Annotated in this window: 21 protein-coding genes and 1 tRNA gene; 13 read left to right on the plus strand and 9 right to left on the minus strand. The window is 68.5% G+C overall.

Annotated features, from left to right (window positions below; all coding sequences use genetic code 11):
- Positions 1 to 63: 63 nt before the first annotated feature.
- On the plus strand, positions 64 to 2,862 hold the full coding sequence (locus ACZ0AE_RS14160; protein WP_038687108.1) for a TonB-dependent receptor: 2,799 nt from the start codon (positions 64 to 66) through the stop codon (positions 2,860 to 2,862).
- A 156-nt stretch (positions 2,863 to 3,018) separates the two neighbouring features.
- Here ACZ0AE_RS14160 and ACZ0AE_RS14165 read toward each other — a convergent pair.
- The 7 genes from ACZ0AE_RS14165 to leuS all read right to left on the minus strand — a co-directional run bounded on the left by ACZ0AE_RS14165 (position 3,019) and on the right by leuS (position 9,381).
- A tRNA-Asn gene (locus ACZ0AE_RS14165) sits at positions 3,019 to 3,095 on the minus strand.
- 69 nt (positions 3,096 to 3,164) lie between these two features.
- On the minus strand, positions 3,165 to 3,635 hold the full coding sequence (gene rlmH, locus ACZ0AE_RS14170; protein ID WP_038687106.1) for a 23S rRNA (pseudouridine(1915)-N(3))-methyltransferase RlmH: 471 nt from the start codon (positions 3,633 to 3,635) through the stop codon (positions 3,165 to 3,167).
- An 84-nt stretch (positions 3,636 to 3,719) separates the two neighbouring features.
- Positions 3,720 to 4,124, minus strand: a complete 405-nt coding sequence (gene rsfS / locus ACZ0AE_RS14175; RefSeq protein WP_051598970.1) for a ribosome silencing factor — start codon at positions 4,122 to 4,124, stop codon at positions 3,720 to 3,722.
- A 97-nt stretch (positions 4,125 to 4,221) separates the two neighbouring features.
- Entirely contained in the window at positions 4,222 to 4,887 is a 666-nt protein-coding gene (gene nadD / locus ACZ0AE_RS14180; RefSeq protein WP_038687102.1) for a nicotinate-nucleotide adenylyltransferase, read from the minus strand.
- Positions 4,888 to 4,892: 5 nt separating this feature from the next.
- The gene (gene holA / locus ACZ0AE_RS14185) at positions 4,893 to 5,930 is read right to left on the minus strand and encodes a DNA polymerase III subunit delta (protein WP_463601409.1); all 1,038 of its coding nucleotides are present in this window, start codon (positions 5,928 to 5,930) and stop codon (positions 4,893 to 4,895) included.
- 25 nt (positions 5,931 to 5,955) lie between these two features.
- Positions 5,956 to 6,555, minus strand: coding sequence for an LPS-assembly lipoprotein LptE (locus ACZ0AE_RS14190; RefSeq protein ID WP_447595001.1), 600 nt, complete (start codon positions 6,553 to 6,555; stop codon positions 5,956 to 5,958).
- Positions 6,556 to 6,741: 186 nt separating this feature from the next.
- The gene (gene leuS / locus ACZ0AE_RS14195; RefSeq protein WP_463601410.1) at positions 6,742 to 9,381 is read right to left on the minus strand and encodes a leucine--tRNA ligase; all 2,640 of its coding nucleotides are present in this window, start codon (positions 9,379 to 9,381) and stop codon (positions 6,742 to 6,744) included.
- 330 nt (positions 9,382 to 9,711) lie between these two features.
- Between leuS and ACZ0AE_RS14200 the strand changes: the two genes are divergently transcribed.
- A complete protein-coding gene (locus ACZ0AE_RS14200) occupies positions 9,712 to 9,936 on the plus strand; it encodes a hypothetical protein (RefSeq protein ID WP_463601411.1) in 225 nt (74 codons plus the stop codon).
- Positions 9,937 to 9,949: 13 nt separating this feature from the next.
- Here the strand turns inward: ACZ0AE_RS14200 and ACZ0AE_RS14205 are convergent, their stop codons facing one another.
- Positions 9,950 to 10,567 (minus strand): DUF998 domain-containing protein, encoded by a 618-nt coding sequence (locus tag ACZ0AE_RS14205; protein ID WP_463601412.1) that lies wholly within the window; start codon positions 10,565 to 10,567, stop codon positions 9,950 to 9,952.
- 130 nt (positions 10,568 to 10,697) lie between these two features.
- Here ACZ0AE_RS14205 and trxA point away from each other — a divergent pair, with 130 nt between their 5' ends.
- The 5 genes from trxA to ACZ0AE_RS14230 all read left to right on the plus strand — a co-directional run bounded on the left by trxA (position 10,698) and on the right by ACZ0AE_RS14230 (position 16,352).
- Positions 10,698 to 11,555, plus strand: coding sequence for a thioredoxin (gene trxA, locus ACZ0AE_RS14210; protein ID WP_313426412.1), 858 nt, complete (start codon positions 10,698 to 10,700; stop codon positions 11,553 to 11,555).
- Positions 11,556 to 11,760: 205 nt separating this feature from the next.
- The gene (locus ACZ0AE_RS14215) at positions 11,761 to 13,425 is read left to right on the plus strand and encodes a FecR domain-containing protein (RefSeq protein ID WP_463601413.1); all 1,665 of its coding nucleotides are present in this window, start codon (positions 11,761 to 11,763) and stop codon (positions 13,423 to 13,425) included.
- Positions 13,422 to 15,047 (plus strand): CHASE2 domain-containing protein, encoded by a 1,626-nt coding sequence (locus ACZ0AE_RS14220; protein WP_463601414.1) that lies wholly within the window; start codon positions 13,422 to 13,424, stop codon positions 15,045 to 15,047. Before ACZ0AE_RS14215 ends, ACZ0AE_RS14220 begins: the two co-directional genes overlap by 4 nt.
- A gap of 63 nt (positions 15,048 to 15,110) precedes the next feature.
- Positions 15,111 to 15,584 carry a DUF4442 domain-containing protein gene (locus ACZ0AE_RS14225; protein ID WP_463601415.1) on the plus strand — a complete coding sequence of 158 codons (474 nt, stop codon included), beginning with the start codon at positions 15,111 to 15,113 and terminating at the stop codon, positions 15,582 to 15,584.
- A 51-nt stretch (positions 15,585 to 15,635) separates the two neighbouring features.
- Positions 15,636 to 16,352: a hypothetical protein gene (locus ACZ0AE_RS14230; protein WP_463601416.1), complete on the plus strand. Its 717-nt coding sequence runs from the start codon at positions 15,636 to 15,638 to the stop codon at positions 16,350 to 16,352.
- Positions 16,353 to 16,361: 9 nt separating this feature from the next.
- Here the strand turns inward: ACZ0AE_RS14230 and ACZ0AE_RS14235 are convergent, their stop codons facing one another.
- Positions 16,362 to 17,678: a hypothetical protein gene (locus ACZ0AE_RS14235; protein WP_463601417.1), complete on the minus strand. Its 1,317-nt coding sequence runs from the start codon at positions 17,676 to 17,678 to the stop codon at positions 16,362 to 16,364.
- Positions 17,679 to 17,753: 75 nt separating this feature from the next.
- On the opposite strand from ACZ0AE_RS14235, the gene ACZ0AE_RS14240 reads away from it, so the two are divergent.
- From ACZ0AE_RS14240 to ACZ0AE_RS14265, 6 genes are all read left to right on the plus strand, one after another.
- Complete coding sequence (locus ACZ0AE_RS14240; protein ID WP_038687085.1) at positions 17,754 to 18,431, plus strand: DUF502 domain-containing protein; 678 nt, start codon at positions 17,754 to 17,756, stop codon at positions 18,429 to 18,431.
- Between the two features lies 1 nt (position 18,432).
- Positions 18,433 to 19,206 carry a queuosine precursor transporter gene (locus ACZ0AE_RS14245; RefSeq protein WP_463601418.1) on the plus strand — a complete coding sequence of 258 codons (774 nt, stop codon included), beginning with the start codon at positions 18,433 to 18,435 and terminating at the stop codon, positions 19,204 to 19,206.
- 96 nt (positions 19,207 to 19,302) lie between these two features.
- A complete protein-coding gene (locus tag ACZ0AE_RS14250) occupies positions 19,303 to 21,228 on the plus strand; it encodes a DUF885 domain-containing protein (protein WP_463601419.1) in 1,926 nt (641 codons plus the stop codon).
- A 58-nt stretch (positions 21,229 to 21,286) separates the two neighbouring features.
- Positions 21,287 to 22,348 carry a serine hydrolase domain-containing protein gene (locus ACZ0AE_RS14255; protein WP_463602102.1) on the plus strand — a complete coding sequence of 354 codons (1,062 nt, stop codon included), beginning with the start codon at positions 21,287 to 21,289 and terminating at the stop codon, positions 22,346 to 22,348.
- Positions 22,345 to 22,752, plus strand: coding sequence for an SMU1112c/YaeR family gloxylase I-like metalloprotein (gene gloA2 / locus ACZ0AE_RS14260; protein ID WP_463601420.1), 408 nt, complete (start codon positions 22,345 to 22,347; stop codon positions 22,750 to 22,752). Before ACZ0AE_RS14255 ends, gloA2 begins: the two co-directional genes overlap by 4 nt.
- Before the next feature lie 89 nt (positions 22,753 to 22,841).
- Complete coding sequence (locus tag ACZ0AE_RS14265) at positions 22,842 to 23,285, plus strand: DUF2147 domain-containing protein (RefSeq protein ID WP_038687075.1); 444 nt, start codon at positions 22,842 to 22,844, stop codon at positions 23,283 to 23,285.
- Positions 23,286 to 23,317 lie beyond the last annotated feature (32 nt).

The following is a 23,317-nucleotide window of genomic DNA, read 5'->3' on the forward strand; positions in this document are numbered from 1 at the left end:
TCGTCACTCATTTTCAGTGCCGATCCATCGTCATTGTTGGTTTTCCCAGTCAGGAGAGAAGCTGTGAAACACCCGGTCCAACGGCTCAACAGCAGCCGCAATAGCCTCGCCCAATCCATTTCCACCGTACTCGCCAGCAGCACCCTGTTGCTGGTCGGAGCGCTGGCATCCTCTTCTGCGTTCGCGCAGGAACAGGCCACCAACCTTGACCGGATCACCGTCACCGGGTCCAACATCCCGCGTACGAACACCGAAACCCCCTCGCCCGTCCAGGTGATCACCCGCCAGGAGATCGACCGCACCGGCAAGACCACGGTCGCCGAATACCTGCAGACCCTGACCGCCGACGGCTCCGGCTCGATTCCCAAGACCTTCGGCAACGGCTTCGCTGGCGGCGGCGCCGGCATCTCGCTGCGCGGCCTCGGCGCCGGTTCGACGCTGGTGCTGTTGAACGGCCGCCGCATGGCGACCTATGGCCTGGCCGATGACGGCCAGAAGGTCTTCACCGACCTGAGCACCATTCCGCTGGATGCGGTTGAGCGTATCGACGTCCTCAAGGACGGCGCCTCGGCCATCTATGGTTCGGACGCGATCGCCGGCGTGGTCAACATCATCCTGCGCAGCGACTTCCAGGGCGCCATCCTGCGTGGCTCCTACGGCACCTCCGGCGATGGCGACGGCAATGCCAAGAAGGCTACGTTGACCGCCGGTACCGGCGACCTCAACAGCGATGGCTGGAATGCGTTCTTCAGCCTGGACGTGGGCAAGACCGACGCGATCAAGATCAGCGACCGCAAGAACCGCAAGTGGATCGGCACCGGCGACACCCGCCCGTGGGGCTACGCGGCTACCGACGCCCAGTTCCTCGGCGGCGCCTTCCTCAACGGCGGCACCGGCGGCGGCACGGGCCCGAACGGCTCGGTGTTCGACGCCACCGGCCACCTGGTCGCGTTGCCGGGCTGCGCCGGCCTGACCACCATCCCGGGCCAGACCGATGCCACCGCACAGGCGCAGGGCTGCCTGTGGGATCCGAACCAGCAGTACCGTGACCTGACCCCGGAAGAGAAGTACGTGAACGTGTTCGGCCGCGCCAGCTTCGCCTTCGGCGAAGGCGGTGAGGTGTACACCGAAATCGGCTACTCCAAGAAGGACACCACCTTCACCAACACCCCGTCGGGCGTGTCGGGCGGTTGGGGCTATCCCGGCGGTCCGGTCAACGCCAACAGCGGCGCTGGCGCCACCGTGCTGGGCCCGGGCCACCCGGACCTGCCGCCGGCACTGTCGGCCACCGGCGCACGCCTGCGCTACTCGGCGTGGGACGTGGGTCCGCGCGTGACCAACAACACCAACGAGTTCAATCGTTTCCTGGTCGGCGTGAAGGGCAACTGGGGCGAGTGGAGCTATGACACCGCGTACCTGCATTCGGGTACCGACCTGACCAACAAGCGCACCGGCTTCCTGCGTTACAGCGCCGTGCGTTGCGCGCTGGGCAATGCGGCCTGCCCGGGTGGCGTCTGGCGCATCGGTGACAATGCCGGTCTGAACTCGCAGGCGCTGTACGACTACATCTCGCCGGACATCAGTGCTCGCGCCAAGTCCAGCCTGGACATGTTCGACTTCACCGTGTCGCGCAGCCTGATGGACCTCAAGGGCGGCCCGCTGGGCCTGGCGTTGGGTACCGAGTGGCGCAAGACCAGCAACAGCCTGACCCCGCAGACCTACACCGACCAGGGTGACATCATCGGCCTGGGTTACTCGGCCTATGACGGCACGCAGAACGTGTACGCCGGCTACGCCGAATTGTCCGCACCGGTGCTGGAGCAGTTGGAACTGAGCGCCGCGCTGCGCTATGACAAGTACGAAAGCGGTGAAGGCAAAGCCACGCCGAAGCTGGGCGTGAAGTGGAGCCCGGTCGACTGGCTGGCGCTGCGTGCCAGCTACGCCGAAGGCTTCCGCGCCCCGAACCCGGCCGAAAACGGTGACGGTGGCCTGGCCGCCTTCTCCAACGCGGTCGATCCGGTCCGCTGCGGCATCACCGGCGCAACCGCCGATTGCCAGGCCCGCCAGGTGGCGATCATCACCCGTCCGAACCCGGACCTGAAGCCGGAAGAGTCCAAGAGCTACTCGGTCGGCATCGTGATGCAGCCCACCTCGACCACCTCGCTGACGGTGGATGCATGGGAGATCAAGCGCACCAACGAAATCGCCCCGGGCGACACCGACGATGCGATCGCCGCGGGCAATGTGCTGCGTGACAGCAACAACCTCAATGGCGTGCCCAACAGCGGCACGATCCTTGCGGTCAACACCGACTACGTCAACGCCACCTCGTCGCGGGTGCGCGGTATCGACACCGATATCCGCCAGACCTTCGATATCGGCCCGGGCCAGCTGGAGATGGATCTGCAGTGGAGCCATGTGCTCAAGTTCGAGCGCACCAGCGGCACCACCACCGATGACTACGCGGGCACGCACGGCAACTGCGACGTGACCAACTGCATCGGCACGCCGAAGGACCGTATCAACTTCGGCACCACCTGGAAGCAGGGCGTGTGGAGTGTGAGTGGCGTGGCCAACTACATCTCCAAGATGGACAACATCGACAAGCGCGGTGGTTCCTACCAGGCCTTCTACGCCGACGAGACGCCGGTGACGAAGATCTCCTCGTTCACCACCTTCGACCTGTCCGGCCGTTGGAACGTCACCGAAGCCTTCGAGCTGAACGCCTCGGTGCAGAACGTGTTCGATCGCATTGCGCCGCTGGATCCGACGACCTACGGCGCGGTCAACTACAACCCGCTGCACTTCAGCGGTGCCATCGGCCGTTACTTCACCGTGGGGGCCAAGTACACCTTCAACTGATGTAACGCATGTGGGGAACGAAAAGCCCGGGCAGTGCCCGGGCTTTTTGTTGGCGGCGGCGTGGGCGTTGGTTTCGATCATTGCCGCGTTGCGCGCGATGCCCCCCGGATGGCGGGCAAAAAAAAGCCTCGCATCGCTGCGAGGCTTTTCAAAACTTGGCGCCCGAAGTTGGACTCGAACCAACGACCCCCTGATTAACAGTCAAGTGCTCTAACCGGCTGAGCTATTCGGGCGGGGTGCGCATTGTAGCCCGTTTTTCACAGGATGTAACCCGTTTTCGCAGGTTTTCTTCCAGCCCGTTGTCAGGCGCGATGGTACGGGTGGTTGGCCAGCATCGCCGCCGCGCGATACAGCTGCTCGGCCACCACCAGCCGCACCAGCATGTGCGGCAACGTCAGCGGACCGATCGACCATTTTTCATCGGCCAGCGCGGACACTTCCGCCGAGTGGCCTTCGGGCCCACCGATCAGGAAGGCCATGTCCCTGCCCTGCCCGCGCCAATGTTCCAGGCGCTGCGCCAGCTGCTCCGAACTGAGCTGGCGGCCCGGCACATCCAGCGCCACCACGTAGGCATTCTTCGGCAGCGCGGCAATCACCCGCTTGCCTTCATCGTCGGTGGCACGGCGCGCGTCGCGGCCCTTGCCACGCAGGCCCGGCTCGATCTCCACCAGCTCGAAGGGCAACCAGTGCGACAGGCGCTTCTGGTACTCGGCAAAGCCCTGCGCCACCCAGGCGGGGGCGCGTTCGCCGGTGGCGATCAGCCTGGCTTTCATCTGCAGTCTCCCGGCATCTGCGGCGATGCCGTTGAAATGACAACGGCGCCATCGGCGCCGTCATCGTGTCCGCGACGCGCCGCTTCAGCGTGCGCCGTGGCCGTACTCGTCGCCTTCTTCGGCGTCGTCGTCCAGCAGGCTCGGCGGCTGGTCGCCGACCGTCCACAGGCGCTCCAGCGCGTAGAACTCGCGCACGCGCGGCAGCATCACGTGCACCACCACGTCGCCCAGGTCGACCAGCACCCACTCGGCTTCGCGCTCGCCTTCCACACCCAGCGGCATCACGCCCAGGGCCTTGGCGAACTTGACGACCTCATCGGCGATCGACTTCACGTGACGGCTGGAGGTACCCGAGGCGATCACCATGTAATCGGCGACGCTGGACTTGCCGATCACATCGATTTCGACGAGATCCTTGGCCTTCAGTTCTTCGGTGGCCTTGCGCACGCACTCCAGCAGCTGCGCGTTGGAGGGTGCCGGGTTCGGCATCTGGACCTTGATGGTCTGGGGCTGGGCTTGGTTGCTCAAAGCGGGTGAACTCGATAAATGTGGGGCCGATTATACGGGCCCGGGGGCCCGCGCGTATTCACACACGCCCGGCGCCGTACAGGCCACGGTCGGCGATGTAGTCGGCCACGGCGGGCGGCAGCAGGCTGCGCCAGTCCTCGCCGGCGGTGATCCGGGCGCGGACGGCACTGGCCGATTCCTCGCGCAGCGGGGTCTGCAGGCGCAGCACGCGCCCGGCCGGGGCGCCCAGCAGCGCGCGCTCGTGGTCGGCCCAGCGCCCGGCCAGGGCGGCCTCCAGCGCGGGCGGCAGGGCCTGCTCCAGCGGGCTGCCCGGGCGGTCGGCGACGATGAAGTGGGCCAGCCCGAACAGGGCCTCCCAGTCATGCCAGCCGGTCAGGCCCAGCAGGCTGTCGGCGCCCACCAGCCACGCCAGCGGCTGATGGGGGCCCAGTTCTGCGCGCAGCTCGCGCAGGGTGTCCACCGTATAGGACGGCACCCCGGGCTGGCGCGCGGACCGTTCCAGCTCACGCAGATCGAGCAGCAGGCCCGGCTCGTCGCCGATCGCCAGTGCCAGCATGTGCGCCCGCTGCCCGGCATCGGCGCCCGGCGCGGCCCGGTGCGGCGGGTCGGCCGCGGGCAGCAGGCGCACCGCCACCTGCAACTGGTCGCGCGCCGCGCGCGCGATCGCCAGGTGGCCCAGGTGCACAGGATCGAAGGTGCCGCCGTAATGAATGCGCAGGCCCATGCCGCTCAGGCGCGGGCCAGCAGGCGCACGGCGCGGGCCTCGGCCACGGCCAGCAGCAGGCGTTCCAGCCCGAGCCACGGGTCGCCGTCGGCACGGCCCTTGGCCATGCGGTCCACCAGCCCGGCCTCGGCCACGAAACGCTCCCAACGCTTGGGTTCGGGATGGCGCTGCAGGGCGCGCTTGAACGGCGCCTGCCGCGATTCCCAGATCCCGCGGCTCTTCATCTCGGCGGCCAGGTTGCCGCCCCGGGCCTGCACGCGGGCCAGCCCGGCGGTGGACAGCAGCTCGCGGATGACCATCGGGGTCAGCGCCGCCACCGCTTCGCCTTCGCCCCGCAGCCCGGCCAGCATGCGCAGTACCGCCACCGGCTGCCCCGAGAACGTGGCCTCCAGCAGGCGGAACACGTCATAGCGGGCGGCGTCGGCCACCAGCGATTCCATGGTGTCCACGTCCAGGGTCTGCCCCGCGGCCAGCAGGGCCAGCTTGTCGATCTCCTGCGCGGCGGCCAGCAGGTTGCCTTCCACCCGCTCGGCCAGGCGCTGCACAGCGGCCGGTTCGGCGCGAAGGCCCTTGCTGCGCAGGCGGCGTTCGATCCAGTCCGGCAACTCGTGCGGTTTGATCGCCCAGGCCACCGACAGCACGCCGACGCGATTGACCGCCTCGGCCCACTTGCCCTGGTGGGCCTTGCTCCATTCGTTGCAGGTGATCAGCAGGATCACGTCCGGCGCAGGATTCGCGCAGAACTGGCTGATCACTTCGGCGCCTTCCTTGCCCGGCTTGCCGCTGGGCAGGCGCAGTTCCATCAACCGCCGCGGGCTGAACAGGCTGGGCGCATTGAAGCTGGCCTCGACCTGGTGCCAGTCGAAATCGCGGCCGTCCGCATCGAAGACCTCGCGCTCGTCGATGCCGTCGGCGCGGGCGCGGGCGCGCACCACGTCGGCCGCTTCCAGCACGCGCAGGGTTTCCGGGCCGGCGATCAGATAGACCGGGGCCAATGCCTGGGCAGCCGGCTGGCTGGCGAATTGTTCGGGTCGCAGTTCCATCCTGGCGCCGGTCCGGAGGGACCGGTCAGTGCCCCGGGATGGGCGTAGCAGGGGCTGCCGGCGGCGGCACCGCCGGTTCAACCGGCAGGCTGTCCGGGGTGGCCGGCTTGACCGGGATGCGGCCTTCCATCTCGGCGCGCACCACGCTGTCGATGCGGCGCATGATCGAGGCCGACATCTCACGACGCAGTTCGTCGGCGAGGATCTCGCGCTCGGTGGTGGTACCGGTGGCGTCGGTGGGCGGGGACACGTAGTCGCGCGACAGCTCGATCACCTGCTGCGGCACCAGCTCGCTGCCATCCTCACGCAGGAACTTGAAGATCACCGCGTAGCGCAGGCTGTATTCCTGGGCACGGCCCTGGGCATCGATGGCAATGGGCAGATCACCCCAGCGCTCGGACAGCACCTGCAGCTGGGCCGCCTTGGCGGTGTCGTCCGACTCGGCGATCTGCGCCCCCGACGACTGCAGCCCCCGGCGCAGCAGCTTGGCCAGCTCGCTGTACGGCGCGGTGGACACCACCTTCACCGCGGCGGTATCGGCCGGCAGCATCAACTTGTTGCGCAGGTGGAAGCCGCAGCCGGCAAGGGACGCGGTCAGGACAAGGGCAAGCAGGAATCGGGTCATGGGCACAGTCTGGGGGAGCCGGGCGGGCGCGGCAACAGGCACTGAAGATGCCCGATGCCGCGTGAACGTAGAGCGGGGCTCTGCCCCGCTCCGGGGGGCGCCGGGTAGAACCCGGCTCTACGGGGGTGCTGCAGCCGGGTGGAACCCGGCTTTACGGTAGCCGGGTAGAACCCGGCTCTACGTGAATCAGGCAGCGACGATGTTCACGATTTTGCCGGGCACGATGATGATCTTGCGCACCGTCAGCCCGTCCAGGAACTTGGCCGCGTTCGGTTCGGCCAGGCCCAGTGCTTCGATCTGGTCGCGCGGCGCATCGGCGGCCACCTCGATGGTGCCCCGCAGCTTGCCGTTGACCTGCACCGCCAGGGTGACCGCATCGCGCACCAGCGCACTGCTGTCGACCTGCGGGAACGCCTGGTCTTCCAGCAGCGTTTCGCCGTGGCCCAGCACCTGCCACAGCGCATGGCTGGCATGCGGGGTGATCGGGTTGAGCAGCAGCACGGTGGCCTGCAACGCTTCCTGGCGGACCGCACGGCCCTGCCCGCTTGCATCGTCGAACTTGGCCAGCGCGTTCATCAGTTCCATCACCGCGGCAATGGCGGTGTTGAAGCTGTGGCGGCGGCCATAGTCGTCGCCGACCTTGCCGATGGTTTCGTGGGTCTTGCGGCGCAGCACCTTCTGCTCGGCGTTCAGCGCGGCCACGTCCAGCGCCGGGGCCAGGCCTTCGGCGGCGTGCTTCTGCACCTGCGTCCACAAGCGGCGCAGGAACCGCGCCATGCCATCCACGCCGGCCTCGTTCCACTCCAGCGACTGCTCCGGCGGCGCGGCGAACATCGAGAACAGGCGCACCGTGTCGGCGCCGTACTTGCTCACCATCACCTGCGGGTCCACGCCATTGTTCTTGGACTTGGACATCTTCTCGGTGCCGCCGATCACCACCGGCTGGCCGTCGGCGATCAGGGTGGCGCCGGTGATGCGGCCGCGCTCGTCGCGCTGCACGTCCACGTCGGCCGGGTTGATCCAGTCCTTGGAGCCGTCCGGGTTCGGGCGGAAGTAGGTCTCGGCGATCACCATGCCCTGGCACAGCAGGTTCTGCGCCGGCTCGTTGCTGTCCACCATGCGCGCATCACGCAGCAGCTTGTGGAAGAAACGGAAGTACATCAGGTGCAGGATCGCGTGCTCGATACCGCCGATGTACTGATCCACCGGCAGCCAGTAGTTGCCGCGCTTGTCCACCGCGTCGCGGGCACCGGGCGAGGTGTAGCGCGCGTAGTACCAGCTGGACTCCATGAAGGTGTCGAAGGTGTCGGTTTCGCGCTCGGCCGCGCCACCGCAGTCCGGGCAGGTGGTCTTGCGCCATTCCGGATCGGCCTTGATCGGCGAACCGGTGCCGACGAAGTTGACGTTCTCGGGCAGCACCACCGGCAGCTGCTCTTCCGGCACCGGCAACGCACCGCACTTGGGGCAGTAGATCACCGGGATCGGGCAGCCCCAATAGCGCTGGCGGCTCACGCCCCAGTCGCGCAGGCGGTAGTTCACGCGGCGCTGGCCCTGGGCCTTGCGCTCGAAGCGTTCGGCCAGCGCCTCGAAAGCGCCCTGGAAGTCCAGGCCGTCGAACTCGTCGGAGTTGACCAGTTCGGTGTCGCGGGTCTTGTCGCCGTACCAGTCCTGCCAACGGGTGGCGTCGTAGGCGCTTTCTTCCTTGCGCAACGCCTTCAGCGCGATGACCTGGCGGATCGGCAGGCCGTACTTGGTGGCGAACTCGAAGTCGCGCTGGTCGTGGCCCGGCACGGCCATCACCGCGCCGGTGCCGTAGCCCATCAGCACGAAGTTGGCCACCCACACCGGCACCTGGGCGCCGGTAACCGGATGGACGGCGCGCAGGCCGGTATCCATGCCGCGCTTTTCCTGGGTTTCCAGTTCGGCTTCGGACACGCCGCCCTGCTTCATCTCGGCCAGCAGCGCGGCCAGGGCCGGGTTGGACTTGGCCGCGTGCTGGGCCAGCGGGTGTTCGCCGGCGATCGACACGAAGGTCACGCCCATCACGGTGTCCGGACGGGTGGTGAACACGCGCAGCGAATCCAGCGCGCTGCCGTCGGCGTCGCGCACGTCGAACTGGATTTCCAGCCCTTCGGAGCGGCCGATCCAGTTGCGCTGCATGGTCTTGACCGAATCGGGCCAGCCCGGCAGTTCATCCAGGCCGTCCAGCAGTTCCTGGGCGTAATCGGTGATGCGCAGGAACCACTGCGGGATCTCGCGCTTTTCCACCAGCGCGCCGGAACGCCAGCCGCGGCCGTCGATGACCTGCTCGTTGGCCAGCACGGTCTGGTCGATCGGGTCCCAGTTCACCACCGCGTTGCGGCGGTAGGCCAGGCCCTTGCGCATCAGCCGGGTGAACATGCGCTGCTCGTGCACGTAGTACTCCGGCGTGCAGGTGGCGAACTCGCGCGACCAGTCCACCGCATAGCCCATGGCCTTGAACTGGCCCCGCATGTGCTCGATGTTGGCGTAGGTCCACTTGGCCGGCGCGGTCTTGTTCTTGATCGCCGCATTCTCGGCCGGCAGGCCGAAGGCATCCCAGCCCATCGGCTGCAGCACGTTGTGCCCGGTCATCCGCTTGTAGCGGCTGATCACGTCACCGATCGTGTAGTTGCGCACGTGGCCCATGTGCAGCGCCCCGGACGGGTACGGCAGCATCGAGAGGCAGTAGTACTTCGGTTTGTCCGAAGTCTCGCTCACCTCGAAGGCACGGGTGGCATCCCAGAACTTCTGGGCGGCGGATTCAACCTGCTGCGGATCGTAAACGTTGGGTTCGACGCTGGTCATGGAAACGCTAGTGCGGCGGTAAAGCAGGAAAGGATACCGCAGTGCGGCAAGGCGCTCCAATCGAGCGCCGGAACGCCCGGCCCGCCTCGCTCTCCCGCCGGCGCTGGCCCCGCGATGCGCCGGCCGCAGGGCCGCGGGACGCGGTTTCCAGGGGCGCCCGCGCGTCAAGAACCCCAGACGGGAACGCGGCTTTTCCCTCTACGGATACAGCCGACTCCCTATACCGGGCCGCCCCCCCTGCTGCAGCCTTGTGGCGCAGGGGTTGCCCGGCTCCCAGCCCCGCACGGCCAAGGCCGACCGTTCGGAGTCGATAAAGGAGTTAAGCGTTCCATGAAGCTTTTTTCGCGAGCAGTTCTTGTTATTGGCATGACCGTTGGGGTGGTCGCAACGGCACATGCGGCAAGTTTCAATTGTGCCTACACGCTTAATGACGGCCGCTCCGGCGTTTACACGATCGAGGCTGACGATGGCGTAGATGCCACCAACCAGGCCCTTGCACTGATCAACCGGGACTATCCGGGGTCCGGATTCAGCCTTCAGTGCCACGCCAGCTGAACCCTGCGGGGCGCTAAACCGCGCCCCGCATCGTGCGCAACGCCAATGGCAGCGCCGCGACCAGCCACACCGCCCAGACGGCAAAGGCCAGCCGCTGCGCCAGCGGCGCCGGCATCCAGGCCTGCAGCACGAACGCGGCCAGCACCATGCCCACCGCGCAACCCAGGTGCAGCAGCGCCTGTGGCCGCCAGCCCGGCACGCGCAGCGCGCCCAGCCCGTACAGCAGCGTGCCCGGCACGAACGCCAGCACCCACACCATCCATGCACTGGCATGGAACTGGCTGGCCGGGCTTTCAATATCGCTGGCGTCCAGCGGCAGCAGCCCCATCACGGCGAACCCGGCTCCCGCCAGTACCAGCAGCTGCACGCCCACGCGCAGCGTCCAGGGCGCCGTGCGCGGCACCCGCACCAGCAGGCGCAGCGCCACCGCGCAGGCCAGCACCCCTGGCAGCACCAGCCCCAGCCAACTGAACGCCTGTGCATGCGGCACCCCGGTGGCGCCCAGCAGCGCCACCGGATGCGACAGCGCGCGGTACCCCGGCAGCGCCGCACCGAAGCCGACAACCGCCACGACGAACACAAGCGCGGCAAGCGCGCCGATGCCGCGATCGATACGGGGCGAAATGTGCATGAAGGTCTGCCTGGGCCAAAGGGAACGCCGCGCATTGTCACCGGTTTGCGCCGATCCCGGGAGCCGGGGTTGCGTCCCGCAACCTGCGCACCCATACACTGCGTACATCTTTAATCGTTGATTGCCGACCATGAGCGAATTGCCGCACGTCTTCGACGCCACCACCGCCACCTTCGAAACCGAGGTCCTGCAGAAGTCTCTGCAGACGCCGGTGCTGGTCGATTTCTGGGCCAGCTGGTGCGAGCCCTGCAAAACCCTGGGGCCTATGCTGGAAAAGCTGGCCGCTGAGTACCACGGCGCCTTCGAGCTGGCCAAGGTCGACGTGGATGCCGAACAGCAGATCGCGGCGGCGTTCCAGATCCGCTCGGTGCCCACCGTGTTCCTGGTGAAGGGCGGCCAGCTGGTAGACGGTTTTCCCGGTGCGATCCCGGAAGGCCAGCTGCGCGAGTTCCTGGCCCAGCACGGCGTCACCCCGGCCGAACCGGCCGCCGACGCGGTGGCCGAGCCCGAACCGCTGGACCCGCAGGCCCAGGTCGACGTGCTGCGCGCGGCGATCGCCGCCGAGCCGGACAAGGACGAGCTGAAGCTGGACCTGGCGCTGGCCCTGCTGCAGACCGGCGGCACCGCCGAGGCCAGCACGTTGATCGATGCGCTGCCGGCCAACCTGGCCACCGACGACCGTGCGGTACGGGCCCGTGCGCGCCTGGATTTCGCCAACGCACTGCAGGACGCACCGGCGGCCGAAACGCTGGACGCACGCATCGCGGCCAATGGCGATGACCTGCAGGCGCGCCACCTGCGAGGCGTGCAGTTGCTGCTGGGCGGCGAGGATGAGGCCGCGCTGGAGCAGTTCCTGGCCATGCTGCGCAGCGACCGTACCTTCGCCGAAGGCCTGCCGCGCAAGCTGCTGATCGATGCCTTCAAGGTGATCGCCGACGAGGATCTGGTGGGCCGCTATCGCCGCCGGATGGCATCGCTGCTGTTCTGATCCGGCGCAGGAGGCGCCACGTGTTCAGTTACTACGGACGGATGCGCCTCGCCCACATGGAATGTGACGGAAGTCACGTTCAGAAACTCTGCACGGGTCCCGGGCAATAATGCGACCGCGGCGTCCACGACGCCGCGATCCATTCGGGGGGATGAGGTCTGGGCCATGGGGGCCGCACGGCTGAGCCCCGCCCAGCAGGGCCCAGATGACCGTGAGTTCGACCCGTTTGCTTCACCCCTGTTCGCTGCCCGCACGCCTGTTGATGGTGGCAGCCCTGCTGTTCTCCGCATTTCCCTTGCTGGCCCAGGATTGGACCTACCGGGTACGCCCCGGCGACACCCTGTGGGACCTGGGGTCGCGCTACCTGAAACCGTCGGTACCGTGGCAACACCTGCAATCCCACAACCGCGTGAGCGACCCCTACCGGTTGCCGCCGGGCAGCCAGCTGCGTTTCCCGGTGGCGTGGCTGGCGGTGCAGCCTGTCCCGGCCCGGGTACTGGCCCTGCGTGGGCCGGTGCAGGTTGGCGACGCGGCGCGCGGTGGCCTGCGCGATGTGATCGAAGGCGAGCTGCTCACGATCGGCCAGCATCTGGTCACCGGGGCCGATGCCAGCGTCACCCTGGTCTTTGCCGATGATTCGCGGCTGCAGCTGCGCGAAAACTCGCGGCTGCGCCTGGACCAGCTCAGCCGCTACGGGCACACCGGCATGGTCGACACCCGCGTGCGCCTGCAACAGGGCCGCACCAGCAACCGGGTAACGCCGGCAACTGGTCCGGCATCGCGCTACATCATCGATGCGCCAACGGCGACCAGCAGCGTACGCGGCACCGTGTTCCGGGTCAGCGCCGGCGGTGACGGGCGCAGCGCGGCCACCGAAGTGCTGCAGGGCAAGGTGCAGGTCGGCAACCCACGCGGCCAACGCCTGGTCACCCGCGGCCAGGCCACCCGCAGCACATCGCAGGACACGCGCCCGGGCGCACTGGAGCCGTTGCTGCCGGCGCCACTGCTGGACCCGGCGCAGCTGCGCCTGGACCCGCTGCCCGCGCAACTGGCGTGGACGGCGGTGGACGGTGCCGCGCACTACCGGGTGGACGTGGTCCGTGCCGACCAACCCGAGATCCTGCTGTTCGCGCAGGACACCACGGCCACTACCCTGACGGTGCCGGACCTGGCGCCCGGCACGCTGCGCGTACTGGTCCGCGCGGTCAGCGCCGACGATGTGGAAGGTCTCGACGCCGAACACGATTTCGAGGTGCGCGATCAACCGCCGCCCCCGTTGACGGTGCGCCCGGTCAACCAGGAAACCGTCAACAGCGCGCGGCCGCGGTTCCAGTGGAGCCAGGTCGACGGCGCCGCGACGAGCGTGCTGCAGATCGCGCGTGACGCCCAGTTCCTTGAGCCCGTGCTGGAGCAGCAGAGCACCAGCCCGCATGCACGCGCGGCCGCGGACCTGGCCCCGGGCGCGTACTTCTGGCGGGTTGCCTCACGCGATGGCAACGGCCACCGCGGTCGCTTCGGCCACCCGGTCGCGCTTACCCTCACCGATGCCCCCGTCGATCCCGCCCTGCAGCCACCGCAGGCTGCCAAGGGCCAGTTGACGCTGCGCTGGCAGGCCGGTGAAGCCGGTCAACGCTACCGCGTGCAGATCGACCGCAAAGGCGATTTCGCCAACCCGTTACTGGACCGCGAGGTCGACCAGCCGGAGGTATCGCTGAAGCGTCCCTGGCACGGCACCCTGCACGTGCGCGTGCAGTACATCGATGACGATGGCTATGCCGGCCCGTTCTCGCCGGCACAGCAGCTCACGCTGCCCTGCCGCACCTGCTACGGCGCTGGCGGCGGCGCACTGCTGCTGTGGCTGCTGCTGTGAAACCACTGGCACTGTCGTGGCCGCAGCGGCTGGCGCTGTCGGCACTGGTGGGCGGCCTGGCCGCCATCGCCAGCCACTGGCAGTGGTTCTGGCAGCAGGACGAGGCGGTTTACGATGCGTATGTCGGGGCGTGGGACTACCCGCCCGACCCGCGCCTGCTGATCGTGGCGATCGACGACAACAGTCTGCAACAGATCGGGCAGTGGCCCTGGCCGCGCTCGACCCACGCACGCCTGCTTGACCGCCTCACCGAGGCCGGCAGCGCGCGGGTCGTGCTGGACCTGATGCTGTCCGAACCGGACCGCCAGGATGCAGCGCAGGATGCGGAGCTGGCGGCGGCGATCCGTCGCAACGGCCGCGTGGTGCTGCCGGTGCTGGCCGCGCCGGCCAGTGGCCCGAACATGGCCGAGGAACTGCTGCCCATCCCGCTGATCGCCGCCAACGCGGCCACGCTCGGGCACAGCGATGTCGAAGTGGACGCCGACGGAGTGGCACGCGGCCTGTACCTCACCGCCGGGATCGGCTCACCGCACTGGCCCGCCCTCGGGCTGGCGCTGGCCGACGCGCGCGGCCCACTGCCCGGCCTGCGCGATCCGGACCCGGGACAGTCCTCGCCGTATCAGTGGCGACGCGATCACTACGTACGGGTGCGCTACGCAGGCCCACCCGAACGGTTTCCGCAGGTGTCCTACGTCGACCTGCTCAACGGCGACGTCGACCCGGCGCTGCTGCGCGGGCGGCTGGTCCTGGTTGGCATGACCGCCAGCGGCATCGCTCCGCGCCTGCTCACCCCGACCACGCGCGAGCGCTGGATGAGCGGCAGCGAGTACCAGGCCAACGTCGCCTCCATGCTGCTCACCGACAAGGTCATCACCCTGCCACCCACGCTGTGGCGGGACCTGCTCAGCGGCCTGCTGGTGGCGCTGTGCTGCCTGGGCCTGTCGCTGCCCCGGGCATCGGCCAGCGCGCTGCTGGCCTTGCCGTCCACCCTTCTGCTCAGCTTCGTATTGCTGCGCGCCGGCAACCTCTGGTTTGCCCCGGCTGCGGCGCTCACCGGCATGCTGGCCGTCATCTGCGCGTGGGTGTTGTGGCGGATCAGCGCGTGGCGCCGCCAGGCCAACAGCGATGCACTGACCGGGCTGGGCAACCGCCTGCGTTTCGAGCAGACCCTGCAGCAGGAACACGACGCCGGCCGCCGCAGTGGCCGCCCGCTGAGCCTGGTGCTGATCGACGTGGACCACTTCAAACACCATAACGATGTGTACGGCCACCAGGCCGGCGACAACGTGCTGCGCCTGATCGCCAGCGAGATCGGCGCGCACGCCCGGCGGCCGCGCGACATGGCCGCGCGCTTCGGCGGCGACGAGTTCGCGCTGATCCTACCCGACACCGCGGCCGACGGCGCGGTGCAGGTGATCGAGGACCTGCTGGCACGGGTACGCCTGCTGGAGGTACCCGGTGCAAACGGGCAACGCGTCCACATCACCCTGACCGTGGGCGTGTACACGCGGGTACCCGCCATCCGCAGCGAACCGCGGCACTTCTTCGAAGGCGCCGATGCGGCGCTGTACAAGGCCAAGGCCGCGGGTCGTGACGGCTACATGGCCGACGACGGCGACTGATTGCCACACCATACGCCTGCGAATGGTAAGATTCATCCCTCGTTCGCAACCTGGGTCGACCCGATGAAAGCCAGCGTGTTCCGCCACGGCATGAACCTGTGGCCGCCGTTCCTGTTCACCGGCATCCATGTCACCGAAGTCAGCCCCGACTACCGCCACGTGCAGGTCGAGCTGCGCATGCGCCCCTGGAACCGCAACTACGTGGGCACCCATTTCGGGGGTAGCCTGTTTGCGATGACCGATCCGTTCTGGATGCTCACCGTGATGCATAACCTGGGCCGCGACTATTACGTGTGGGACCGGGCCGGCGAAATCGAATTCCTCAAACCGGGTCGCGGCACCGTGCGTGCGGAATTCCATCTGGACGACGCGCTGCTGGACCAGCTGCGTGCCGCCACGGCCGGTGGCGAAAAGTACCTGCACTGGTTCAGCAACGACATTCGCGACGCACAGGGCGAGGTGGTCGCGCGGGTACGCAAGCAGGTGTACCTGCGGCTGAAGCCGGACGCGCGCAACGGCGGCGCCCGCAAGGGCTGAGCACGCGGCGTGCTTGCTATGCTCGGCGCCCCCAACGTCGGCCCCTGCATCATGCGTACCCTGCTTATCGCCCTGCCCCTGCTGTGCCTGCCGGTGCTTGCGCACGCACTGGACATACCGCCGGTGGATTATCCGACGCTGCCGGCCACCGCCGCGGATGCGAACGGTTTTGTGCCGCGCGGCTGGCGCATCGAACAGCGGCTGGACGGCGACCTCAACGCCGACCGGCGTGCCGACCTGGTGCTGGTGCTGCGCCAGCAGGATCCCCGCAACGTGCTTGAACACGACGGCATCGGCATCAGCCCGCTGGACAGCAACCCGCGCCTGCTCGCCATCGCCTGGGCGCGGCCGGATGGCAGCTATGCGCTGGCCGCGCAGAACCACCAGCTGATTCCGCGCCACGAGTACCCGAACCTGTCGGACGTGTTCGAGGACGGCGCGGGCGGCGTGTCGATCGTGCGCGGCACGCTGCAGGTGGGCCTGTACGCCTTCTCCAACGCCGGCAGCTGGGCCACCGGGTCCACCCGCTTCACCTTCCGCTGGCAGCACGACGCGTTCGCGCTGATCGGCTATGACAGTGACACGATGATGCGCAATTCGGGCCAGACCGGATCGGTGAGCATCAACTACTCCACCGCGAAGATACGCCGCGCAAGCGGCAGCATCGAAACGGACGGCGAACAGGTGGGCTGGGAGAAACTGGCCTCGACGCAGCGCTGGACGCTGGACAGCATCGGCGACGGCGCGGCGTTCAATCCGCTGCCGTAACTGCGCCGCTCAATGCGGGCGCCACGCCTGCGGCAGCGGTGCGCTGATCCACGCCGGCCCGCCGTCGCCCGCGCGACCGTAGCGCGGCACCTGCACCCGCTGCCCATCGGCGCTCAGCTGCGGCGGGCGCTGCGTGCTGCGCAGCGCCTGCGGCATCGCGGCCAGGCGGGCCAGCGCGTCGGTGTGGCCACGCGGCTGCCCATGCAGCCACAGCATCGCCCCCGCCAGCCGCAGCTGGGCGCCGGCATCCTGCATGCGAAGGGAATAGCCGTCGTATGCCGGCTCGCTGATGGCCAGCGTCATGCAACCGGCCGCGTTGGCCACGCAGGCCAATGACCAGATCGACGGCGCCGCGGGCAGCTGCACGGGGCGATCGTCGCGGATCTGCGCCTGCACCTCGGTGCTGCAGGTACGCGACATCTGCCAGGCATTGCGGGCCTGGGTCTTGCCTTCGTCGTGCAACCAGCCTTGCGCCTGCTCCAGCGCCGGCTGGTTGGCCATCGCCGCCCGCACGAACGCAAACTCGCCGCGCATCGGCAGGCACAGGTCCAGCTCGGCCACCGTGGGGGCGACAAGCGCCTGTCGGCACGTCGCCGGGACAGCGGTGCCCGTCGGCAGCTCGGCCAGGATCTCGGTGAACAGACCCGCGTTGCGCTCGGCCATCGCCGAACCCACCATCGCCACCAGCAGGCTGTCGCTGTGCGCCATCAGCATGCGCCCGGTGCGGATATCCTCGCAGGTGCCCTGCAATGCCTGGGCGCTGTTGCCGCGCACATGCGCCAGCGCGTGCCACGAGGTGCGCTCCATCAGTACCTGGAACGACGGGAAGGGCATCGCCACGTCGGGCACGAACAGCGAGCGGTAGTGATCGTCCTCGCCCAGCGCGGCAATGCGGGCGTGCAACCCGTCATGGCCGGCATGGGCCTGCGCCACCGCATCGGCGTCGGCACGTACCGCGGCCAGACAGGCGCTGACACTGCGCCGGCACCAGCCGGTGGCCGGCATGACCTTGGCAAACCGCGTGTCGCCCGCCACGGCATCGCCGGCCGGGTCCGCGCCGCTGGCCGGCCCCGGCGCCCAACGGCGCGCATCCTCGGCGGTCTGCGCCTGCACCTGCGCCGGTGTCATGCCGTCATGGTCCAGCAGCCAGATCGCCGGGAACGCATTGCGTTCGGGTGCCATCGTGGGCAACCCCGCCTCCATGGCCTGCAGCGCCCGGCGTTCCTCGGCCGGCACCGGCAGCAACCACGACACCAGCAGCACCAGCCCTACCAGCGCGCCCAACCCCAGCACGGTCACCCCCACCCACTTCAGTCCCTTCAACACAGCATTCCCTCCCTGCGCCGCTCCCTGCAGCGGCAGGCAGGGTAATCCGGGCGGCCGCACCGCTACAATGCGCCGATGTCGCCCGAAGCCCCCCAACTCGTTCCGCGCCCCTCCCTGCAGCGCCTGTTCCTGACCGGCCTGCTGACCCTGCTGCCGATCTGGCTGACCTGGGTGGTGGTCAAATTCGTGTTCGTGCTGTTGTCGGGCATTTCCAGCCCGGTGGTGGTGCCCCTGTCCGAGCAGATCGCCGCCTCGTTCCCGCATTACCTGGGCTGGGTCAAGGTCGAGTGGATGCAGAACGTGATCGGCCTGGCTGCCACCCTGCTGGTGATCCTCAGCGTGGGCGTGCTCAGCCGCCGGGTGATCGGCCAGCGCCTGCTGCGCTGGTTCGGCGCGGTCATCAAGCGCATTCCGCTGGCCAGCATCATCTACGACAGCGCCAAGAAGCTGCTGGACATGCTGCAGACCGAACCGGGCAGCACCCAGCGCGTGGTGCTGATCGACTTCCCGCACCGTGACATGAAGTCGGTGGGCCTGGTCACGCGGGTGATCCGCGAACAGGGCACCGACCGCGAGCTGGCCGCCGTGTACGTACCGACCACGCCCAACCCCACCTCCGGCTACCTGGAAATCGTGCCGGTGGAACTGCTGACCCCCACCGACTGGACCGTCGACCAGGCGATGAGCTTCATCATCTCCGGCGGTGCCGTCGCGCCGGAAAGCGTACCGTTCACCCGCGCCGGCGACCGCTGAGGTGAGCGCGCGGCCGCTGCAGGACCGCGCGGTGCTGTTGTTCATCGCGTTGTCGGCGTTCTTCTGCGCCAACGCGGTGCTGGCCGAACTGATCGGGGTGAAGATCTTCGCGCTCGAAGACACCCTCGGGGTGGCGCCGTTCAACTGGAACCTGTTCGGCCAGACCGGCTCGCTCAGCTTCACCGCCGGCACGTTGTTGTGGCCGGTGGTGTTCATCATGACCGACACCATCAACGAGTTCTTTGGCCGCCGCGGGGTGAAGTTCATCTCGTGGATGGCGGTGGTGTTGATCAGCTACGGCTTCCTGTTCGCCTTCGCCGCGATCTCGCTGGTGCCGGCCAGCTGGTGGGTCACCTCGATGAGCGCCCACGGCGTGCCCGATTACCAGGCCGCATTCGCCGCGGTGTTCGGCCAGGGCATGTGGACCATCGCCGGGTCGCTGGTGGCGTTCCTGGTCGGGCAGCTGATCGATGTCTCCATTTTCCATCGCATCCGCCGGGCCACCGGCGAACGCCACGTCTGGTTGCGCGCCACCGGCTCCACGGCGGTGTCGCAGCTGGTGGACAGCTTCGTGGTGATCTGGATCGCGTTCGTGCTGGGCCCGCAGCAGTGGCCCACCTCGCTGTTCCTGGCGGTCAGCAGCGTCAACTACGTCTACAAGATGGGCTTTGCCATCGCCCTGATTCCCTTGCTGTACCTGATGCGGCGCGCCATCACCCGCTACCTGGGGGCCGAGCGCGCCGCGCAGCTGCGGGCCGATGCCGCAGCTGACTGAGGCCCGTACCGCACGAAACTGACCAGGGGCCGGCGCTGGCCGTATGCGCACGGATCGGGCAAGCTCCCCGGTCTGTGTGTTTTACGGATACCGCCGATGCCCCATCCCGCCCGCGCCCTGGCGCTCGCCATCGCCGCCCTGCTGCTGTTCGGCAGCGCCGCACCGGCTGAAGCTGCCAAGAAGAAGGCCAACCGGCCGGCTGCCGCGCAGACCCGCGCTGCCGCCAAACCCAAGGCCAAGCCGCGCGCACGTCCGGCCGCCGCGCCCACGCGCCAGCCGCTGGTCCGCCAGCAGAGCAAAGCCGCCCAGCTCAACCGCATCTACGATGAATACTGGGATGCCTCGATGCGGCTCAACCCGCTGCAGGCCACCTTCCAGGGCGATGCCCGCCACAACGACCAGCTGCCCAACATCCTGTCGGCCGCCTACCGCCAGCAGTCGCATGATTTCACCGTGGAATGGCTGGGCAAGGTCGAAAAGATCGGCACCGATGGCCTGACCGGCCAGGACCTGCTCAGCTACGAAATCTTCGTGCGCGATGCGCGCATGTCGCTGGCCGCCGAGAAGTACCCCAGCTGGATGCTGCCGGTCAGCCAGTACTACAACCTGGGCAGCATCATGGCCATCCTGGGCTCCGGTTCGGGCGCGCAGCCGTTCAACACCGTGGCCGACTACGACAGCTGGTCCAAGCGCTCGCTGGGCATCGCACCGCTGTTTGACCAGGCCGTGGCCAACATGCGCGACGGCATGAAGGCCGGCGTGGTGCAGCCGCGCGACCTGATGGAAAAGGTGCTGCCGCAGCTGGACGCCGTGATCAAGCCGACCGCCGAGGAGAGCATCTTCTGGGCGCCGGTACGCAACATGCCCGAGGATTTCCCCGAGGCGGACAAGGCGCGCATCACCGCCGAATACAAGCGCATGATCGAGTACCGCATCATGCCGGCCTACCGCGCCCTGCGCGGTTTCATCGCCACCGAATACCTGCCGGCCACGCGCACCAGCGATGGCCTGGGCGCGCTGCCCAACGGCCAGGCCTGGTACACCCAGAACATCGTGCAGAGCACCGCCGCCACCCTGGACGCCAAGCAGATCCACGCCGTGGCCGAACAGCGCGTGGCCAGCCTGCAGGCGCAGATCACCGCGACCCTCAAGGACAACAAGATCCGCGGGTCGCAGCAGAAAGTGCTGCGCAACATGCGCACCGACCGCAGTTTCCAGTACGCCAACAGCGAGGCCTTGCTGACCCGCTACAAGCAGTTGCAGGCCCAGGTGGGCAGCCGCCTGCCGGCCCTGCTGGGCACCCTGCCGAAGGCGCCACTGGAGGTGCGTGCGGTGGAACCCGAACGCGCGGCCAGTGCGGCGGCGGTGGCCTACCAGCCGCCCCTGCCCGATGGCATGCGCCCGGGCATCCTGTACGTCAACACCGCCAACCTGCCTACCCGCCGCCGCTGGTCGGCGCCGATGCAGTTCCTGCACGAAGGTGTGCCCGGCCACCATGTGCAGCTGGGCCTGCAGCAGGAGCTGGACAAGCTGCCGCGCTTCCGCCGCCTCGGCGGTGATATCGCCTTCATCGAGGGCTGGGGCCTGTATGCCGAATCGCTGGGTGAGCAACTGGGCGTGTACCAGGACCCGTACGAGCGCATCGGCTACCTGCAGGCCGCGTTGACCCGCGCCGCCCGCATGGCCGCTGATACCGGCGTGCATGCGCACGGCTGGAGCAAGCGCCAGGCCGTGGACTATCTGGTCAAGACCGCCGACATGCCCACCGAAGATGCCACTGCCGAAGTCGAGCGTTTCATGGCCCTGCCCGGGCAGACCTTGCCCAATGGCCTGGGCGAACTGAAGATGGTGGAGCTGCGCGAGCGCGCCAAGGCCGCGCTGGGCCCGCGCTTCGACCTGCGCCGTTTCCATGAGGAAGTCCTGCGCGACGGCTCGATGCCGCTGGATATCCTGGACGCCAAGGTCACCCGCTGGATCGCAGCCGAGACGGCTGGCACAGCGGCGCCCGCCGCGACCCCCTGACCCATGCACGGAGCCGGCCATGCAGCCTCGTGATCGCCGGCGTTACCGCAGCAGGCTGATGGCGGGCGGTCTGGTCTGGCTGGGCCTGCTGACGGCGGGCGGCACGCCGGCAGCGCCGGTACTGTCGCCGCCCGACCCTGGCATCGACGCGCTGCTGCAGCGCTACGACGGCCAGGTGCCGGGCGCGGCGGTGCTGGTCCTGCACGATGGCCAGCCGGTGTTCCAGCGCGGCTACGGGCTGGCGGTGGTCGAAGACCACACGGCGGTGACCGCCCGGACCAACTTCCGCCTGGCCTCGGTCAGCAAGCAGTTCACCGCCGCGGCGATCCTGCTGCTGGCCGAAGACGGCGCGCTGCGCCTGGATGACCCGCTCAAACGCTGGCTCCCGTCGCTGCCGGCCGCCGCCGACGCGATCACCCTGCGCCACCTGCTCAGCCATACCGGTGGCCTGCTCGACTACGAAGACCTGATGCCCGCCGCGGCCACCGCGCAGGTGCACGACATCGACGTGCTGCACCTGCTGGAGGCCCAGGACCGCACCCTGTTCGCCCCGGGCAGCCAGTACCGGTACAGCAACAGCGGTTACGCGCTGCTGGCGCTGGTGGTGGCCAAGGCATCGGGCCAGGATTTCGCCACGTTCCTGCGCGCACGGATCTTCCAGCCGCTGGGCATGCGCGACACCGTGGCCCACCAGGATGGCGTGGACGACGTGGCCCGGCGCGCCTATGGCTACAGCGCGCTCGACGGGCGCTGGCAGCGCACCGACCAGAGCCCGACCAGCGCGGTGCTGGGCGACGGCGGCATCTATTCCTCGCTCGACGACCTGGCCCGGTGGGACGCGGCGCTGTACGACCAGCGCCTGCTCACGACCGCCTCCCTGCGCCAGGCCTTCGCCCCGGCCACGCGCACCAACGAGCCGGACGTGCCGTTCTACGGCTTCGGCTGGCGGCTCAATGGCGACGCGCAATGGCACAGCGGGGAAAGCATCGGCTTCCGCAACGTGATCCTGCGTTATCCCCGCCAGCACCTGACGGTGATCATCCTGACCAACCGCGACGGCCCCGAACCCTATCCGCTGGCGCTGCAGATCGCCCAGCGCTGGCTGGACACCCTGCAATGACGCCTCCAACCGACACCCCGCTGCTCGGCATCCACCACGTGGCCGTGATCGGCGCGGACTACGCCCGTTCCAAGGCCTTCTACACCCAGGTACTGGGCTTGCGGGTACTGGACGAAAACTACCGCGCCGAACGCGATTCATGGAAGCTGGACCTGGCCCTGCCCGACGGCAGCCAGCTCGAACTGTTCTCCTTCCCCGGCGCCCCGCCCCGGCCCAGCCGCCCCGAGGCCCAGGGCCTGCGCCACCTGGCCTTCCGGGTAGCGGCCCTGGAACCGATGATCGCGCGCCTGGCCGCCGCCGGCGTGGTGTGCGAACCGATCCGCACCGATGAGTACACCGGCCGCCGCTTCACCTTCTTCGCCGATCCGGACGACCTGCCGCTGGAGCTGTACGAAATCGGCTGACCCCCGTTGCCCATACCCCGGCGAATGGGTATACAGTCGGCCTGTACCGGCACTGCGCCGGCCTTCACCGACATCCCTGGGAGGGGAACATGCGCAAGACTTTCAAGACCCTGTTGCTGGCGCTGCCGCTGATGCTGGCCGCGATGTCGGCCAGCGCCGCCGACGGTGCGGTTGGCCGCTGGAAGACCATCGACGACAAGACCGGCAAGGTGAAGTCGATCGTGGAGATCACCCAGGCCGCCAACGGCGCGCTGACCGGCAAGGTCGTGGACATCCTGCATTCGGACAAGGGTCCCAACCCGGTCTGCGACGGCTGCGAAGGCGCCAACAAGAACAAGCCGGTCAAGGGCATGACCATCCTGTGGAACCTGAAGGCCGACGGCGCCAACGCCTGGTCCGGCGGCACCATCCTGGACCCGGCCAACGGCAAGACCTACAAGTCCAAGGTCAAGCTCCAGACCGGCGGCGCCAAGCTCGACGTCTCCGGCTGCATCGCCTTCATCTGCCGCTCCCAGACATGGGTGCGGGAGTAATTTTTCGGCGTTGGTTTAGCTAGTCATTGCTG

The organism is Stenotrophomonas sp. AC248, assembly GCF_979258185.1.